This window comes from Mammaliicoccus sp. K-M42 (assembly GCF_022386375.1).
Lineage (GTDB): Bacteria > Bacillota > Bacilli > Staphylococcales > Staphylococcaceae > Mammaliicoccus > Mammaliicoccus fleurettii.
The window spans coordinates 1-19,498 of the sequence record NZ_JAJNIS010000016.1 but is presented as its reverse complement, the minus strand read 5'-3'; the positions used below and the strand labels follow the sequence as shown (position 1 = coordinate 19,498).

Sequence of the window (19,498 nt, the reverse complement as noted above, 5' to 3'; positions counted from 1 at the left end):
CTTTTATTTTATCTAATTTTTAGATATATTTCATCTATTTTATATATTGTTAAGATGAGTCTTTATAAAGTATGATATAAACTATAAATTATTGAAGATTCTGAAATTTACTGTTGAGGTGATGTCGTATGTCATTTAAGAAAGATAGAAGACAACTTGGCCTATATGATTCAATGGACGAGCATGATGCTTGTGGAATTGGTTTTTACGCCAATATGGACAACAAAAGGTCACATGATATTGTATTAAAATCAATTGAAATGCTATGTAGGTTAGATCATAGAGGTGGAGTTGGAGCAGATGGTATTACTGGCGATGGTGCTGGTATTATGACTGAAGTCCCTCACCTCTATTTTAAACAAAAATTAAAATTAAATTTACCTGAAGAAGAAAATTATGCAGTTGGTATGTTTTTCACTGATAAGAAAATAGCAGGTAGTGAACACGAAGCGAAATTCAATGCTTTTTTTGAAGCAGAAGGATTAAAGGTTATTTCTTATAGAGATGTGCCGGTAGACTCTTCCGTATTAGCAGAACATGTTGCGGAGACAATGCCATATATTCAACAAGTATTTGTTGAAAACAAAACGAGCGAACACTTTGATCGTTCTTTATTTATTGCACGTAAGCAAATTGAACGATATGGTGATGAACAAGATTTAGATTTATATTTTGCAAGTTTATCTAGAAGAACAATTGTTTATAAAGGTTGGTTGCGTTCAGATCAAATTAAAGGTTTATATACTGATTTATTAGATGAATCTTATGTTTCGAAATTTGGCTCAGTCCATTCTAGATTTAGTACAAATACATTTCCAAGTTGGAAGAGAGCACATCCTAATAGATTATTAATGCATAATGGTGAGATTAACACGATTAAAGGTAATGTTAATTGGATGCGTGCTCGTCAAGACAAATTAATTGAGACTATTTTTGGGGATGTCAAAGATAAAATTGGAACGGTATTAGATGAATCAGGAAGTGACTCGGCTATAGTCGATAACGCTTTAGAGTTCTTGAGTTTAAGTATTCCTCCAGAACAAGCAGCAATGCTATTGATACCTGAACCTTGGTTATACAATGATACGCAAGACCCGAAAATTAGAGCATTCTACGAGTATTACAGTTATTTGATGGAGCCATGGGATGGACCAACTATGATTAGCTTCTGTGATGGTGATAAATTAGGTGCTTTAACAGATCGTAATGGATTGAGACCTGGACGTTATACGATCACAGATACTAATGAAATTATATTTTCATCTGAAGTAGGTGTAATTGATGTAGATGAAGAGCATGTTGTCTACAAAGGGCAATTGAATCCAGGGAAACTCTTACTAGTAGACTTTAAAGAGAATAAAGTAATTGAAAATGACGAGTTAAAACAACGTATCGCAAGTGAATATCCTTATGACGAATGGATTAGTCATAAAGAATTAGATGTAAATGACATTGTAGCTGTACCTTCACATGTAGAACAGGAGAAATTATTCCAATTACAACGTCGTTTCGGATATACAAAAGAAGAGATCAACAAATACATGTCTGAGCTTGTTAACGAGAAAAAAGACCCAATTGGAGCCATGGGATTTGATACGCCTGTTGCAGTATTGAGTACAAGACCTGAATCGTTGTTTAATTATTTTAAACAACATTTTGCGCAAGTTACGAATCCACCTATTGATTCATATAGAGAAAAGATTGTAACAAGTGAATTGGTGTATTTAGGAAAAGAAGGTAACTTGTTAGAACCACATAAAGATAATACAAAGAGAATTCAATTGAACCACCCAGTATTGTCAAAAGCACAACTTGAAAAAATTCAAGAAAGCAATTTTGGTGTAGCAGTTATTCCGACAACTTATACAGGATCGCTGAAAGAAGCGCTCGATGACTTAGGAAAAAGTGTTTCCAAAGCTGTAAAAAATGGCGCTGAAATTATTGTTTTAGAAGATGAATCTGTTGAAGATGAAGAGGTATCATTTGCAATGCCAATGCTATTAGCAGTGAGCCATATTCATCAATATTTGATAAGAACCGGACAACGTCTTGATACAAGCATTGTCGCATATTCTGGTGAATGTAGAGAAGTGCATCATTTAGCAACTTTAATCGGTTATGGAGCAAACGCTGTTGTGCCTTATTTAGCACATTATACGATAGAAGATTTAACTGCTGCGGGCCGTCTTGAAGGTACGGTTGAGCAGAATATCGATACGTATAGTCAAACGTTATCTGCAGGTGTTATCAAAGTTATGGCTAAGATGGGTATTTCAACTGTGCAGAGTTACCAAGGTGCTCAAATATTTGAAGCAATTGGTTTAGGTAAAGATGTAATCAATGAATATTTCACAGGTACACCGTCTAAATTGTCTGGTATATCTATAGAAACGATTGATAAAGAAAATAAAGCAAGACAATCAGAACGCATTAAGCATTTAAATACGGGTAGTACTTTCCAATGGAGACAGCAAGGAGAGCATCATGCATTTAACCCGAAAACAATTCATTTATTACAACACGCTTGTAGAGAAAATAACTTTGAAATGTTCAAAGAATATTCAGAAGCGGCTGATAATGAACGCATGAGTCATTTAAGAAATTTACTTGATTTTAAATCTGAAAAAGCAATTGATTTGAAAGAAGTAGAGTCAGCAGATCAAATTGTTACAAGATTCAAAACAGGTGCAATGAGTTTCGGTTCAATTTCTCAAGAAGCGCATCAAACTTTAGCAGAAGCGATGAATAGAATTGGCGGACGAAGTAATAGTGGTGAAGGTGGAGAAAACCCTGAACGCTTTATTGTTAAACCAGACGGAACAAACTACATGAGTGCAATCAAACAAGTAGCTTCCGGTCGATTCGGTGTGACGAGTGATTACTTACAACACGCAAAAGAAATTCAAATTAAAGTGGCACAAGGTGCAAAACCTGGTGAAGGCGGCCAGTTACCTGGAACAAAAGTCTATCCATGGGTAGCTGAAGTTCGAGGCTCGACACCTGGTGTTGGTTTAATCTCGCCACCTCCGCATCACGATATTTATTCTATTGAAGACTTAGCGCAATTAATTCATGATTTGAAGAATGCTAATAGAAAATCAGATATTAGCGTCAAACTCGTTTCAAAATCAGGCGTTGGTACTATTGCAGCAGGTGTTGCAAAAGCACATGCCGATAAAATTGTTATAAGTGGCTACGATGGTGGTACTGGAGCTTCTCCTAAGACGAGTATTCAGCATGCTGGTTTACCATGGGAAATCGGTTTATCAGAAACGCATCAAACCCTTATGTTAAATGGGCTTCGCTCACGTGTAACGCTTGAAACGGATGGTAAATTAATGACGGGTCGTGACGTAGCTTTAGCGTGTGCACTAGGTGCTGAAGAATTTGCTTTTGCAAGTGCACCATTAGTAGTTCTTGGATGTATTATGATGAGAGTTTGTCATAAAGATACATGTCCAGTAGGTATAGCGACTCAAAATGGTGATTTACGTAAATTATTTACGGGTAAAGCGGATCACATCGTGAACTTTATGTACTTTATTGCCGAGGAAATAAGAGAAGTTCTTGCTTCTTTAGGATTAAAAACAATGGATGATCTTGTTGGAAGAACAGATTTACTAGAAGTTTCTAAGAGATACTATTCTCATCCGAAAGCAAAAGAATTAGATTTAGAAGCATTGTTGTTCGTAAACGAAGGTGAAAGATATCGTTCAACTAATCAAAATCATTATCTTGATGAAGGATTTGATTTAACTAAGTTATATCAAGATGCAAAAGCGTCAATTGATCACGGCGAAAAATTTGTAGGAAGCTATAATGTGCGTAATACAGAACGAGATGTTGGTGTTATCACAGGTAGTTATATCACAGAAGTACACGGCGAACCAGGCTTACCAGAAGATACGATACATGTTAAGACATTTAAACATGCTGGACAAAGCTATGGCGCATTCACGCCTAAAGGTATGACTTTACATCATACTGGTGATGCAAACGACTACTTTGGTAAAGGTTTATCTGGAGGTAAATTAATCTTGAAAGCACCGAATGAAGATAGAGAAGATAATATCATTGTTGGTAATGTATGTTTCTATGGTGCAACGAGTGGTACTTCTTATATAAACGGACGAGCGGGAGAACGTTTCTGTGTTAGAAACAGTGGTGTAAAAGTTGTTGTCGAAGGTGTTGGAGATCACGGATTAGAATATATGACTGGAGGACGTGTAGTTATCCTAGGAGATGTTGGACGTAACTTTGGTCAAGGTATGAGTGGTGGCGTGTGTTATGCAATGCCTTCAGATGTTGAAGCATTCAAGAAAAGAAACGCATTGGATACACTTGAATTTGAAACTTTAAAAGATGTAGATGAAATAGCTAATTTAAAACATATGTTAGAAGAGCATGTTAAATATACAAATAGTAAAAAAGCAAAAGCAGTGTTAGCATCATTCGACACAATTGTTGAAAAAGTAGTAAAAGTGATTCCTAAAGACTATAAACTCATGATGCAGAAGATTTCACAACACAAATTAGAAAACGAAGAAGACGCACTTTTAAATGCATTCTTTGATGATCGAAAATCTATAGGTGATGAAGAAGAACTGGCTTCTGTATATTAAGAAGGAGGGCATATTATGGGTGAATTTAAAGGTTTTATGAAGTATCCTAAGCAACAACTTGATGAGTTGTCATTAAAAGATAGAATAAATGGATATGAACCATTCCAACAACGCTTTACAACAGAAGATGCTGCAACACAAGGTGCCCGTTGTATGGACTGCGGCACACCATTTTGTCAGACAGGCTCATCATTCGGTAGAGATACAATAGGTTGTCCAATCGGTAACTATATACCTGAATGGAATGACTTAGTTTATCGAAAAGATTATAAAGAAGCATATGAAAGATTATCTGAAACGAATAACTTCCCTGAATTTACTGGTCGTGTCTGTCCGGCACCATGTGAATCGTCATGTGTCTTAGCTATTAATAATGATTCAGTAGCCATTAAAGGAATTGAACGCACAATTATTGATGAAGCATATGATATGGGACTTGTTAAACCTAAGTTTCCAGAACAACGTCTTGAAGAGAAAGTTGCGATTATAGGCAGTGGTCCAGCAGGCTTAACTGCAGCAGAAGAATTAAATTTATTAGGTTATAATGTGACGGTATATGAGCGAAATCATCGTCCTGGTGGTTTGCTTATGTACGGTATACCAAGTATGAAGTTGGATAAAGAAGTGATTGAGCGTCGTGTTAAATTAATGGAAGAAGCAGGTATCGTCTTTAAGACAGATGTTAATGTGGGGAAAGACATCACGAAAGAAGAACTAGATGCACAATATGATGCGATTATAGTTTGCACCGGTTCACAAAAAGGGCGAGACTTACCATTAGAAGGACGCATGAGTTTTGGTATTCATTTTGCAATGGAATATTTAACAGAACAAACGCAATTACAAATGGGAGAAATTGAAGAACCGACAATAACAGCAAAAGGTAAAAATGTGATTGTAATAGGTGCGGGTGATACTGGTGCAGACTGTGTAGCAACAGCATTAAGAGATGATTGTAAATCAGTAGTTCAATTTAATAAATATGTAAGATTGACTGACAAAATAGAACAAAATACGTCTTGGCCATTACCAATGCCAATATTCAAATTAGACTACGCTCATAAAGAGTACCGTGAAAAATTTGGATTTGAACCAAGAGCTTATGGTATTCAAACGATGCGTTATGATGTCGATGAGAATGATAATATCCGTGGCCTTTATACACAAGTATTAGAAGAAACGGAAGATGGTATGGTTATTGTAGAAGGAACTGAACGTCATTGGCCAGCAGATTTAGTATTATTATCAATAGGTTTTGAAGGAACTGAGCATTTAGTACCACATTCATTTAATTTAAATACCAAGCGTAATAAAATAGTCGCAAATGAAAAAGATTTTAGAACGAATCAAGATAAAATATTTGTTGCTGGTGATGCAAGAAAAGGTCAAAGTTTAGTAGTTTGGGCAATAAAAGAAGGTCGAGCAGTCGCAAAATCTGTAGATAAAGCCTTAAAGAAAAAAATTACAATTTAATTTTTGCGGTTTTTGTTGACATGAGTGATGGCATGTTATAAGATAAGTATTGTCTTATTTGGAGGAATACCCAAGTCCGGCTGAAGGGATCGGTCTTGAAAACCGACAGGGGCTTAACGGCTCGCGGGGGTTCGAATCCCTCTTCCTCCGCCATTATTTTTAAATTAACCAAGACTATTATATAGAAAAGCACTACCTACATTAGTAGGTAGTGCTTTTTGTTTTGGGAGTGGGACAGAAATCTCATTTTATAAAAAAGATTTCGTTGTCTCACTCTGGCAAGGATGACTAGGGTTGATTTTGAGGATGTTGTAGATTAATGTAGGACTTAATCTACAACTTGGTCAAACTCTTCGATTAACTTACGACTTAATCTACAACTTAGGCAAACTCTTCGCTTAACTGCCGACTTAATCTACAACTTGTCCAAACTCTTCGCTTAACTTATGACTTAATCTACAACTTGTCCAAACTCTTAGATTAACTTATGACTTAATCTACAACTTGTCCAAACTCTTCGCTTAACTGCCGACTTAATCTACAACTTGTCCAAACTCTTCGATTAACTCCCGACTTAATCTACAACTTGCTCAAACTCTTCGCTTAACTGCCGACTTAATCTACAACTTGATCAAACTCTTCGCTTAACTCCAGATTTAATCTACAACTTGTCCAAACTCTTCGCTTAACTCACTAATTAATCTACGTCTCATCTCATTTTTTTAAAAATTATTTATGTCCCTGCCTCTTTTTGTTTTGTACAAATGTTTTACAACTTTGCTATAATATAAGAATATTCTGATAAAGGTCGTGACTGAATGAAGGCGAAGGGTTTAAAACGGGGAGATATGTTAGGTGTTGTAGCGTTAGCGAGTCCACCGAACCAAGAACATTTAAAGAATGGCTTGAAACGTTTAGAAGAGAGATACCAAGTTAAATTTAAGTTAGCGAATAATATTGAACACATTTATGGCCATTTAGCAGGTACAGATGAAGAAAGATTACAAAGTTTACATGACATGCTAAAAGATGATGAAGTTAAGGGCATCATTTGTGCTTGTGGAGGATACGGCACACCTAGAATTGTGGAGCAAATTGATTACGAGCTTGTTAAGAAATATCCAAAAATTATTTGGGGATACAGTGATATAACTTGTTTGCATAATGCGATTAGACAACAAACGGGTTTGACTACATATCAAGGGCCAATGATTGCTTCTGATATTGGAGATACTTTTAATGAGACATCTATTAAGAGCTTTGAACAGTTATTTGATGGTAAAGATATAACATATCCAACTGATCAATTAACATTTAAAACACTTGTACCTGGACGAGTTGAAGGTGATATTGTTGGAGGTTGTTTATCGTTATTAGTTTCTAGTTTAGGCACTTCGTATGAAATTGATACAAAAGGGAAAATTTTATTTATAGAAGATATTGGTGAAGAACCGTATAAAATTGATGGCTTTCTTCAACAATTGAAGTCGGCTGGAAAGTTAGATGATGCTATAGGGTTTATAATTGGTCCATTTACCGATAGTGAACCTAAAAATCCTAAAAAATCGTTAACAATGAATGAAGTTTTGGACTTTTTTATAACGCGTTTAGGTAAACCTGCAGTATATGATTTGAATATTGGACATTGTACACCTCATTTTGCTATACCATTTGGAACGAAAGCAATTTTAGACGTGGATCAAAAATTATTAAAAATAGAATCAGGTGTAAATATAGAATAAAGGGGCAGTATTATGTTTATTACAGATATAAAATATTATAGATACGGGACGTCTTTAAAGAAACCATTCAAAACAGCTCTAAGAACAGTTGAAGTAATAGAAAGTATATACGTTTTTATAGAGACAAATTACGAAGATATAGTAGGGGTTGGGGAAGCTGTACCTACATATGTGATTACTGGTGACACAAAAGGTGGAATTGAAGCTGCAATTGAAGAAGTGTTTAAACCCCTTTTAATAAATAGACAGTTAACGAAAGATTTGTTAGATGAAATACAACAAATAATTGTTGGTAATACAAGTGCTAAATCAGCAATTGATATTGCACTTTATGATTTATTAGCTCAAGAAGCTGAATTGCCTTTATATAAGTATTTGGATCATAACCCAGGAAATAAAGATTTAGAAACATGTTATACAGTTAGTCTGAATGAAGCAAATGAAATGGTTGAAGACGGTTTGAGATATGTCGAAGAAGGTTTTAATCACTTAAAGATAAAAGTAGGGAAAGACAATGTTGAAACTGATTTGAATAGACTGAAGGCTTTGAGAAATTCTTTGCCTAACAATGTCATATTGAGTGCTGATGCTAATCAAGCTTGGGATGAACAAGGTGCGCGATATGCACTAAAACATTTTGATGAAGCAGATTTAGAAATTGAAAGTATTGAACAACCGGTTGGCCGCTATGAATATGAACTTCTTGGTGAATTAACACAATCATTTAATATACCTTTAATGGTTGATGAAAGCTTGTTTAGTACATATGATGCACGAAGATTAGTAGAAGTAGGTGCTAATAATTTGTGGAATATTAAATTGATGAAGACTGGTGGCATACACGAAGCACTAAAAATTCATGATATAGCACAAAGTGCAGATATACATTGTATGGTTGGATGTATGATGGAGACGCATGTTTCTGTAACTGCGGCTTTGCATTTTAGTTTAGCTGCTAAACAAGTAAATCGAGTTGATTTTGATGCGCCTTTAATGGTAGTTGAAAGAGAAATTGAAGGCGGTATTGTATATGAAGGAGCTAAAGTGTCACCGTCAGAAGGATTTGGTTTAGGAATAGATAGAAAATCTTTATATAAGAAGGTGAGTTCATGAAAAAATATTGCAGAGTTAATGTAGGGACAATATGGAGAAGTGCAGATAAAGCTAGAGATATTGATAGAGATGGCATAATGTACCCAGCTAATATTCAAAGATGGCTACTAGAACTCAGTCTAAAAGAGAAGCTATCGTTTACAGAAGACAGCAGAATAGATACACAAATATTGTATGGTGAAATGGTTGAAGTTATAGATGAACAAGACGGCTGGAGTTATGTGATATGTACAGAGCAGGCTTCAAAACAACATAAAAAAGGCTACCCTGGCTATATTCCAACTAGCCAACTAAGTGAAATGAAGGATTATCAATCACATCAAAAAGCACGCGTTAAAGTACCGAAAACAACTTTGTTTAATTTAGATTTTACAACAAAACAAATTCTTTCATTTAATACGGTGTTGCCAGTGACAAATAATAATGATGAATATATTGAAGTAGATACCCCTGAAGGGACAGGTTTAATACATTCAAGAGATATTATTTTAAGTGATGAGCAAGGCACTTTTCTGAAAGGAACAATGCAAGGTGTAATTGAAAATGCCAGACTCTTTTTAGACTTGCCATATTTATGGGGGGGCATGTCTAGTTATGGATATGATTGTTCAGGACTTTGCTACCAAATGTATAAAAGTCAGAATTTCCATATACCTCGAGATGCAGATGAACAGTATGAAGCAATGGAAGATGTTTCTATTGAACAGAAAGCTTTTGAACCTGGTGACCTTCTATTCTTTAGTAAACCAGAAGATAAGGGCTTCTTATCACACGTTGGTATATACATGGGTGATGATATGATGATTCACGCGCCTCATACACCGAAAAGTATTGAAATTGTTAAATTAACTGGAAGCTATTATCAAAAAATATTAGTAAAAGCAGCAAGATTATTAGATTTTTAAAATAGATTGGATAATATATGACCCGAATTGGTGAGAGAAATCGATCGCCTTTTTGGGTTTGTTTGTGTTAGATAAAAAACAATAATAATAGAGTGTACCTTCATGTTCAATAATACCTACATCGTTTACGACGTTCCCGTATTCACCTGTTTTAGAATAAAAAGAAAGTGATTCTTCATAGAAAGATTTATAAATAGAAACTTTATCATTCAAATGTTGTTGGTACATAATGTCCATCATTTCTTGTTTGTCGTCGTGTTGCGTAATATAGCGAAGTATTTTAATCATGTCATTAGCTGTCGTAATATTTTGTATACCTTCAGCAATCGCATTTTCATCCATCATAAAACGATTTAGTTCAGTATTTTCGCAATGAAGTGTTTCATTTATAAATAAATTAATATGATGTAAACCAAAATGATTGATTAAAGTGTTTGTAGCTGTATTATCAGACACAACAATCATTAAATAAATTAAGTCATTTATGCTTACATTCTGAGTGTTCATATTTTGTAATACACCACTCCCACCAACAATATTAGATAGTTGTATTTGTTCTTGTCGTTCCTCTTTAGTTGTATGATTGAAAATATAAATCATGATTGGCAGTTTGATTATACTTGCGGACTCAAATATTTCTTCTTGATGATGGTTGGTAAAAATCGTAGAACTTTCATTAGCGAACTCTAGTGAAAGCCCATCGTGGTCTATGAATTCATCTGTTAAAAAAGACATATACAAAACCTCCTTTATCCAATCATACTACATTATAAATATAATATTAATTGTAAGCCTTTACATACTTGTATATACAAGTTATAATTCAGTTAAATAAATATAGGGGGAGTGAGTTCAATGGCTGTGAAAAGAGAAGAGATAAGACAGATCATTGATGCTATAGGTGGACAGGACAATGTTAACGCAGCAACGCATTGTGTTACACGCTTACGATTAGTATTAAATGATGAAAGTAAGGTTAACAAGGAAGCGTTAGACGAAATTGATTTAGTGAAAGGGTCTTTTTCAGCGAATAACCAATTTCAAATTGTAATTGGACCGGGAACTGTTGACGAAGCGTATAAAGTTTTTCAAGAAGAAACAGGGGTTGAAGAAAGTTCGAAAGATGATGTAAAGAAAGCGTCAGAACAAAAAATGAATCCTTTCCAACGTTTAATTAAATTATTAGGTGACGTGTTTATTCCTATCTTGCCAGCAATCGTAACAGCTGGTTTACTATTAGGTTTAAATAATGTGTTAACAGCAAAGGATTTATTTGGTCCTAAACCGCTCATCGAGCAATATCTATGGTTAGCAGATTTTGCGAACATCATTAATGTTATCGCAAGTACCGCATTTATCTTCTTGCCAGCTTTAATTGGTTGGTCGGCTATGCGTGTATTTGGAGGTAGTCCGATTTTAGGTTTAGTATTAGGTTTAATCTTGTTACATCCACAACTTGCTTCTCAATATGATTTGGGCGGCGGTAAATCGAGTGAAATACCTGTATGGCATATATTCGGTTTAGAAATTAAGCAGTTGAATTACCAAGGACAAGTATTACCAATATTATTTGCAACTTGGGTATTGTCAGTGATAGAGAAATTCCTTACAAAACGTGTTCATGATTCAATCAAGATGTTAGTCGTTGGTCCTGTAGCGCTATTAGTCACTGGTTTCTTAGCATTTATTGTAATTGGGCCATTAGCTTTAGGTTTAGGTACACTTATTACAGATGCTATTAAAGCAATCTTTGAAAGTGCAGGATGGCTAGGTGGAGCAGTGTACGGATTGTTCTATGCGCCACTCGTTATTACTGGTTTACATCATATGTTCTTAGCAGTAGATTTCCAACTGATGGGAAGTCCACTCGGAGGAACATATTTATGGCCAATCGTTGCCATTTCAAATATTTGTCAAGGTTCTGCAGCGTTTGGAGCTTGGGTAGTATATAAACAACGTAAAATGGGTAAAGAACAAGGTTTAGCAGTTACTTCAGGTATTTCAGCATTTCTAGGTGTAACTGAACCGGCGATGTTTGGTGTCAACTTACCACTTAAATATCCATTCTTTGCAGCAATTATTTCTTCAAGTTTATTAGGTGCATTTATTGGAGCTAATAAAGTGTTAGGTAGTGTAGGTGTAGGTGGTGTACCTGCAATCATCTCAATTCAAAGAGAATATTGGGCTGTGTTCGGTATTGCTACATTGATAGCTATGGTATTACCAGCTATACTAACGGTTGTGCTTTCAAACTTTGCAAATGAAAAAGCGAAAGAAATGGTGAAAGAATAATTTATAAAAGGAGTTTACCAATATGGCAGTTTTAGATTGGAAAAAGTCTGTCGTTTATCAAGTGTATCCAAAATCTTTCAATGATACGACTGGAAATGGACAAGGTGATTTAAGAGGAATAATTGAAAAGTTACCTTATTTACAAACTTTAGGTGTTGATTATGTTTGGTTAACACCAATTTATGAATCACCAATGAATGATAATGGTTATGATATTAGTGATTATTATCAAATTAATCCAGATTTTGGCACTAAAGAAGATGTTGAAGAGTTACTTAGTGAAGCGCATAGTCTAGGTATTAAAATCATGTTAGATATCGTTATTAATCATACATCTACAGCTCATCATTGGTTTGTAGAGTCTCGTAAATCTAAAGATAATCCGTATCGAGATTATTATATTTGGAAAGAAGGAACGAAAGACGAGCCGCCAACGAATTGGGAATCAAAATTCGGTGGCAATGCATGGACTTATGATGAACAAACAGAAAGTTATTATTTAAGACTATTCGATGTGTCTCAAGCAGATTTAAACTGGGAGAATGACAAGCTTAAATCTGAAATATACGAAATGATCAATTATTGGATTGATTTTGGTATAGATGGATTTAGATTTGATGTTATTAATTTAATATCTAAAGGTGCATTCGAAAATTCAGAAGCAATTGGAAAAGAATTTTATACTGATGGACCAAAAGTTCACGAATATTTACAAGAGCTGAATAAACAGACTTTTGGTGATAAAGATATTATGACGGTTGGTGAAATGTCTTCAACTACAATTGATAATTGTATTCAATATACGAATCCTGAGCGTCACGAATTAAGCAGTGTGTTTAATTTTCATCATTTAAAAGTAGATTATAAGAATGGTGAAAAGTGGTCAGACATGAAATTTGATTTTCTTGAACTGAAACGTATTTTAATGGATTGGCAAGTAAATATCGCTAAAGGTAATGGATGGAATGCGATATTCTGGTGTAACCATGATCAACCAAGAGTTGTGACAAGGTTTGGAAATGATACAACAGAAGAAGATAGAGTTAAATCCGGAAAAATGCTCGCAATATCTTTGCATATGTTACAAGGAACACCATATATATATCAAGGTGAAGAAATTGGCATGACGGATCCTAAGTTTACAGACATTAATCAATATAGAGATGTTGAGTCTCTCAATGCTTACAAACTTTTAAAAAGTAATGGCATAGATGAGGAAATGATTATGAAAGTGATTGGACAAAAGTCTAGAGATAATTCTAGAACACCAATTCAGTGGAATAAACAAGAAAATGCTGGATTTACAACTGGAACACCATGGATTGGTATTCCGAATAATTATAAACACATTAATGTAGAAGCGGCACTGGAAGATAAATCTTCAATCTTTTACACGTATCAAAAATTGATCAAAATACGCCATGAACATGATATTATAACTTATGGAGAAATAGAGCCACTTTATATGGAGCATTCAGATTTATTTGTATATAAAAGACGTTTGAATGATGAAGTATGGATAGTTATAGCAAATTACTCTAACCGAGAAGTAGATATCCCAACAGATATCGATTTAGAAGGCGAGATTATGATTGCAAATAACGATTTAAAAGGTAACACACTACAACCATATGACGCATTTGTAGTTAAAGTAAGCGGAAGTTAAGGAATTTTTGAAGGTATAGAGGTGAACCCAATGAACAAGTATATGAAAATCTACCAATCTATCTGTGAAAAAATTATAAATGGTGAATATGCTCATTTACAGCAACTACCTTCAGAAAATGAATTAACAAAAATATATTCAACTTCTAGAGAAACTGTAAGGAAAGCTTTAAATTTATTACAAGAAAAGGGCTATATACAAAAATTACGAGGTAAAGGTTCAGTTGTAATATATGAAGACATCATTCAATTTCCAATTTCGGAGATGATAAGTTTTCAAGAAATTAATCAAAGATTAGGTTTAGACTATGAAACTGAAGTCGAACTTCTCGAAGTAATACGTGCAGAAGAAGTACCTATTGTAAAACATGCTCTTGAACTAAATGATCAGGATAAACTTTGGCATGTTATTAGAACAAGAAAGAAGAACAATAACGTGCATATTATGGATGAAGATTACTTTATATGTAGTGTGATTCCTAAACTAACGAAAGAAGTAGCTTCACAATCAATTTATCGTTATATAGAAAATGAAATGAATGTGGAAATCAGTTATTCAAATAAATCTATTACTTTTGAGAGAATGTCGGATAAAGAGATCGCTTATTTTGGTCATTTAGATCCACCTTTTACAGCAACAGTTAGAGGGATTGTACACCTTAATAATGCTGAACGATTTCAGTATAATATATCTAGACATATTGCAACGGAATTTAAATTTGTAGATTTTTCTCGAAGAGTGATTAATCAAACTCGAATATAAAGAATAGTTTTCTCTTGCCAAATGTAAAGGTTTTGTTGTACTATATAAATTGCCGTGCTAAGTGGGGAGGTAGCGGTTCCCTGTACTTGAAATCCGCTTATGCAGGACTGAATTCCTTTGCTGCGGACATATTATTGTGAGGTCTGCCCTCAGCACGTGGTGTCTGAAGACGTCGGTCCTATGCAATACAAACCCATGAATCATGTCAGGTCCGGAAGGAAGCAGCATTAAGTGGATCATTGTATGTGCCGTAGGGTTGCCGAGGTTTAGCTAACGACTGAGGTTACGCTTGTGATGTTTGTTCAAAGCAAAGGTGCACGGTATTTAAATTTTAAATTATCAAATTAAATATAAATTCAAAAAGGGTGACCGCGGTCGCCCTTTTTCTTATATCAGGAGGATATTATCATACATGACGCAATTACTAATTGGTACTATTGTGGAATCGGAATATGAACTTGCTAAAGAAGTTGTACAACAATCTTTTTTAACAGAAGCGCAATCAAACGGAAAAGAATTTGAGTTAATCGGAAAAATTCGAAAATCGCTAACTTATAACGCTGAACTTGAAGTAGTAGCAAAAACGGAGTCAGGGAAAATATTAGGGCATGCAATGATGTCAGAGGTAACAATAAATTCTGATGAACAAAGTAATACTGTATTAGCATTGGCACCTGTTTCAGTTTTGCCACAATACCAAAATAAAGGTATAGGCAAAGCTTTAATAGAAGCGTTGGAATATAGAGCATATGAAAATGGTTATATAGGTGTTGTAGTACTCGGTCATTCTGAATATTATCGTAAGCTAGGCTATCATATTGCTTCGGACTTTGAGATTTATGCGCCGTTTGAAGTGCCAGATGAGAACTTCATGTTCAAATATTTATGGGACCACCCAACCAAAGAAATAAGAGGTACTGTTCATTATCCTGAATATTTTCAGTAATTTATAATAAGAAGTCAGTATCGATTCGTGATATAATACAAGGTATATCGTATTAAACTTTGGAGGTGCCATTTTGAACTACCAAGCTTTGTATAGAATGTATAGGCCGCAGTCATTTTCAGATGTTGTAGGTCAAAAACATGTCACAAAAACATTAAGAAATGCAATCCAAAAAGAAAAGCAATCACATGCTTACTTATTTAATGGCCCACGCGGAACTGGTAAAACGAGTATTGCTAAAATTTTTGCTAAAGCAATTAATTGTACAGAAAATACAAATGGAGAACCTTGTAATGAATGCGCAATTTGTAAAGGTATTACACAAGGAACAAATTCAGATGTAATTGAAATAGATGCTGCAAGTAATAATGGTGTAGATGAAATTAGAAATATTAGAGATAAAGTAAAATATGCACCAAGTGAATCGAAATTCAAAGTGTATATTATAGATGAAGTGCATATGTTAACAACTGGTGCCTTTAATGCGCTTCTAAAGACACTTGAAGAACCACCAAGTCATGCTATATTTATTCTTGCTACGACAGAGCCTCACAAAATACCACCAACAATTATTTCGAGATGTCAAAGGTTTGATTTTAAAGCGATTCATTCTGGTGAGATAGAAAGTAGATTGGCATTTGTTGCAGACGAACAAAATATTACTTATGAACAAGATGCTTTATCATTTATTGCACAAGTGTCAGAAGGCGGTATGCGTGATGCACTAAGTATTATGGATCAAGCAATCGCATTTGGAGATGGACATTTGTCACTTGAACATGCTTTAAATGTAACAGGTAGTGTAGATAAAGCAGCATTGAACGCGTTATTCAGCGACATTGTAGCTAAAGATATTAAACAGGCTTTCACGAGGTATCATGAGTTTATCGCTGCTGGTAAAGAAGTGAATAGACTTGTTAATGATATGATTTATTTCATTAGAGATGCAATTGTAGCCAAAACGACTGATCAAGATGACGAGCAACATGCACTTCATCATATTGATTTAAATACAATGTACAAGATGATTGATTGCATTAACGACACATTGGTTTCAATGCGTTTTGCAATTAACCAAAATGTTCATATAGAAATACTCATTGTTAAGTTAACGGAATTGATTACAAGTAATAACAAAGAACAACCAACAACAGGTGGTCAAAGTAATCAAGTAGCATCAAGTGAAGTAATGAATAAAATCAAACAACTTGAGGAACACGTTCATCAACTTTCTCAGAATGGTGGTAGTCAAAAGGCGAAACCAATTGAAAATAAACAGAACATAGGTAGAAAGCAATCTAAACATGTCTTCTCAATTAGACAAATAGAGCGTGTTCTTGATCATGCTAATCGTGATGATTTAAATTTACTAAAAGAAAAATGGCAAGCAGTTATCGAATCGGTTAAAGAGAAAGAACAAAGAGCATTAGTTAGTTTATTGCTGAACTCGGAACCTGTCGCTGCTAGTGAAGATCATGTACTGGTAAAGTTTGATGAAGATATACATTGCGAGATAGTTAACAAAAATGATGAAAAAAGAAATCATATAGAAGCGATTGTCTGTGAAATAGTAGATAAAACTGTCAAAGTAGTTGGCGTACCAAATTCACAGTGGTTACAAGTTAGACAACAATACATTCAATCTAAAAAAGCTAATCCTGCTCAAGATGATACGGTTAAGGAAGAAAAGCCTAAAGAAGCGGATGTCGTTAAAAAAGCACAAGAACTATTTGGTGAGGACACAGTACGTGTTACTGATGAGTAATACATGACATCATCTCCAAAGGTATGTATAATAAATATGACAAAAATTAATTTTCTATAACGAACAAAATAGATATTAGGAGGACGAAATTATGCGCGGTGGCGGAAATATGCAACAAATGATGAAACAAATGCAAAAAATGCAAAAGAAAATGGCTGAGGAACAAGAAAAGCTAAAAGAAGAAAAAATTGAAGGAACAGCTGGTGGCGGAATGGTTACAGTTGTTGTTTCTGGACATAAAGAAATTTTAGACGTAATCATTAAAGAAGACGTTGTAGATCCTGAAGATATAGAAATGCTACAAGATTTAGTATTAGCTGCAACAAATGATGCTTTATCTAAAGCAGACGATGTAACTGCAGATCGTTTAGGTAAACATACAAAAGGTCTTAACATTCCTGGAATGATGTAATGATGTTTTATCCAGAACCAATATCTAAATTAATTGATAGCTTTATGAAGTTGCCTGGGATAGGTCCCAAGACAGCTCAACGATTAGCTTTTCATGTATTAGATATGAAAGAAGACGATGTTGTTCTTTTTGCTAAATCTCTTGTAGATGTAAAGCGAGAACTAACTTATTGTGAAACTTGTGGACACATAACAGATGTATCACCTTGTCATATTTGCCAAGATAAGCAAAGAGATCGTACTGTTGTGTGTGTTGTCCAAGATTCTAAAGATGTTATAGCAATGGAAAAGATGCGCGAATATAAAGGTTTATATCATGTATTGCATGGAGCTATATCTCCAATGGAAGGTATTGGTCCAGAAGATATTAATATTCCTTCATTATTAGAACGACTAAAGAGTGATGAAGTTACCGAAATTATATTAGCAACGAATCCAAATATAGAAGGTGAATCAACAGCAATGTATATATCTAGACTTGTTAAGCCAATCGGCATTAAAACAACTAGACTTGCACATGGATTGCCAGTAGGTGGCGATTTAGAATATGCTGATGAGGTTACACTGTCTAAAGCTATAACTGGAAGAACAGAAATTTAATAATAAACATACAACCTGCTCACATGTAATATGTAGCAGGTTGCTTTCATTTAACTAAAGGTATAGAAAAGAGTGTGGATATGATAAAGGACACAGCGTTAATATTAGAAGGTGGCGGAATGAGAAGTATGTATACAGCAGGTGTATTAGACTTCTTTATTAAAAAAGATTTATATTTTGAATATAATATCGGTGTTTCAGCAGGAGCTTCAATGGCAGCAAGTTACTTATCTAGACAATATAGACGTAACCATCGTGTGACGGCAAAGTATATAAAGGATAAACGATATATTTCCCTTTCCAACTATGTGAAGAGAAAAGAAATATTTGGAATGGATTTTGTGTATCACTATATACCTACTTATTTAGAACCCTTTGATTTTGAAAAGTTTGATCAAGCTGAAGAAGAATTTGTTATTGTAACAACTGACTGTGAAACAGGAGAAGCTGTATATTTTGATAAGAAAGAAACTAAAGATTCTATTTTAACTGCATTACAGGCAACGAGTTCATTACCTATGATGGCAAATCCTGTTCAATACAAAGGACATACTTTATTAGATGGAGGAGTTGTAAATCCTATACCTTTGAATAAAACGATTGAGGAAGGTTATAAGAAAAACGTTCTTATTCTTACAAGACCTAAAGGCTATCGCAAAAAACAAAGTAGATTTTCTAGAGTTTTTAGATTGAGAGCATATCCTAAAGTGAATCATCTCATGGCCATTAGATATAAACATTACAATAAGACTTTAGAATGGATAGAAGAGGAAGAAGAAAAAGGGAATTTATTCGTAATAAGACCTTCAGATTCGTTATCAGTAGATAGAATTGAGAAAAATCCTAAGAAATTAGACGCTTTATATAAACAAGGCTACAAAGATGCTGAAAGAATATACGATAATTTAAAAGAATATGTTGAGAAATAATCATATTTGAGAACAATGGTTGTTTTGGTGTAATTTTTATGCTTGAGTTCACTAGATTTAGCGTGTATAGTTATATCTTGTGAGCGAGAGATAAATAACACATCAAAACACTTTGAAAATTAATTTTAAAAAGTTGTTGACTTCGAATTTAGAAGCGTGTATAATAGATTCTTGTGAGACGAAATGAACATTGAAAACTGAATGACAATATGTCAACGTTAATTCCAATAATTGAGTACTTATAGTACTTCAAAGAGTGATTGGCTTAACCA

At 34.3% G+C, this 19,498-nt stretch carries 14 protein-coding genes, 1 tRNA gene and 1 other RNA gene; 15 read left to right on the top strand and 1 reads right to left on the bottom strand.

All coding sequences use genetic code 11. The features are described from left to right. Positions 1 to 128 precede the first annotated feature (128 nt). The 6 genes from gltB (at position 129) to LQ668_RS08920 (ending at position 9,855) form a co-directional block, all read left to right on the top strand. A complete protein-coding gene (gltB, locus tag LQ668_RS08945; protein WP_107509417.1) occupies positions 129 to 4,622 on the top strand; it encodes a glutamate synthase large subunit in 4,494 nt (1,497 codons plus the stop codon). A gap of 15 nt (positions 4,623 to 4,637) precedes the next feature. Continuing rightward, positions 4,638 to 6,095, top strand: coding sequence for a glutamate synthase subunit beta (locus tag LQ668_RS08940; RefSeq protein WP_107509416.1), 1,458 nt, complete (start codon positions 4,638 to 4,640; stop codon positions 6,093 to 6,095). Between the two features lie 60 nt (positions 6,096 to 6,155). Beyond that, positions 6,156 to 6,248 (top strand) — tRNA-Ser (locus LQ668_RS08935). Between the two features lie 665 nt (positions 6,249 to 6,913). Then, a complete protein-coding gene (locus LQ668_RS08930; protein WP_107509415.1) occupies positions 6,914 to 7,837 on the top strand; it encodes a S66 peptidase family protein in 924 nt (307 codons plus the stop codon). A gap of 12 nt (positions 7,838 to 7,849) precedes the next feature. Continuing rightward, positions 7,850 to 8,950, top strand: a complete 1,101-nt coding sequence (locus LQ668_RS08925; RefSeq protein WP_239776007.1) for a dipeptide epimerase — start codon at positions 7,850 to 7,852, stop codon at positions 8,948 to 8,950. Further along, positions 8,947 to 9,855, top strand: coding sequence for a C40 family peptidase (locus LQ668_RS08920; RefSeq protein ID WP_107509413.1), 909 nt, complete (start codon positions 8,947 to 8,949; stop codon positions 9,853 to 9,855). Before LQ668_RS08925 ends, LQ668_RS08920 begins: the two co-directional genes overlap by 4 nt. On the opposite strand, the gene LQ668_RS08915 is transcribed toward LQ668_RS08920, so the two are convergent. Further along, the gene (locus LQ668_RS08915) at positions 9,844 to 10,590 is read right to left on the bottom strand and encodes a serine hydrolase (protein WP_107509412.1); all 747 of its coding nucleotides are present in this window, start codon (positions 10,588 to 10,590) and stop codon (positions 9,844 to 9,846) included. The genes LQ668_RS08920 and LQ668_RS08915 overlap by 12 nt on opposite strands. Before the next feature lie 120 nt (positions 10,591 to 10,710). Here LQ668_RS08915 and treP point away from each other — a divergent pair, with 120 nt between their 5' ends. The 9 genes from treP to LQ668_RS08870 all read left to right on the top strand — a co-directional run bounded on the left by treP (position 10,711) and on the right by LQ668_RS08870 (position 19,226). Beyond that, positions 10,711 to 12,147, top strand: coding sequence for a PTS system trehalose-specific EIIBC component (gene treP / locus LQ668_RS08910; RefSeq protein WP_107509411.1), 1,437 nt, complete (start codon positions 10,711 to 10,713; stop codon positions 12,145 to 12,147). Between the two features lie 22 nt (positions 12,148 to 12,169). Further along, positions 12,170 to 13,813, top strand: coding sequence for an alpha,alpha-phosphotrehalase (gene treC, locus LQ668_RS08905; RefSeq protein ID WP_107509410.1), 1,644 nt, complete (start codon positions 12,170 to 12,172; stop codon positions 13,811 to 13,813). A gap of 30 nt (positions 13,814 to 13,843) precedes the next feature. Further along, on the top strand, positions 13,844 to 14,575 hold the full coding sequence (gene treR / locus LQ668_RS08900; RefSeq protein ID WP_078357100.1) for a trehalose operon repressor: 732 nt from the start codon (positions 13,844 to 13,846) through the stop codon (positions 14,573 to 14,575). A gap of 52 nt (positions 14,576 to 14,627) precedes the next feature. Then, positions 14,628 to 14,896: signal recognition particle sRNA large type (gene ffs, locus LQ668_RS08895), an RNA gene on the top strand. 91 nt (positions 14,897 to 14,987) lie between these two features. Then, entirely contained in the window at positions 14,988 to 15,521 is a 534-nt protein-coding gene (locus LQ668_RS08890; RefSeq protein ID WP_078357099.1) for a GNAT family N-acetyltransferase, read from the top strand. A 73-nt stretch (positions 15,522 to 15,594) separates the two neighbouring features. Then, positions 15,595 to 17,286 carry a DNA polymerase III subunit gamma/tau gene (gene dnaX, locus LQ668_RS08885; RefSeq protein ID WP_203154206.1) on the top strand — a complete coding sequence of 564 codons (1,692 nt, stop codon included), beginning with the start codon at positions 15,595 to 15,597 and terminating at the stop codon, positions 17,284 to 17,286. A 91-nt stretch (positions 17,287 to 17,377) separates the two neighbouring features. Continuing rightward, positions 17,378 to 17,698, top strand: coding sequence for a YbaB/EbfC family nucleoid-associated protein (locus tag LQ668_RS08880; protein WP_078357097.1), 321 nt, complete (start codon positions 17,378 to 17,380; stop codon positions 17,696 to 17,698). A gap of 2 nt (positions 17,699 to 17,700) precedes the next feature. After that, the gene (gene recR, locus LQ668_RS08875) at positions 17,701 to 18,297 is read left to right on the top strand and encodes a recombination mediator RecR (RefSeq protein ID WP_078357248.1); all 597 of its coding nucleotides are present in this window, start codon (positions 17,701 to 17,703) and stop codon (positions 18,295 to 18,297) included. A gap of 80 nt (positions 18,298 to 18,377) precedes the next feature. Next, positions 18,378 to 19,226 (top strand): patatin-like phospholipase family protein, encoded by an 849-nt coding sequence (locus tag LQ668_RS08870; protein ID WP_078357096.1) that lies wholly within the window; start codon positions 18,378 to 18,380, stop codon positions 19,224 to 19,226. Positions 19,227 to 19,498 lie beyond the last annotated feature (272 nt).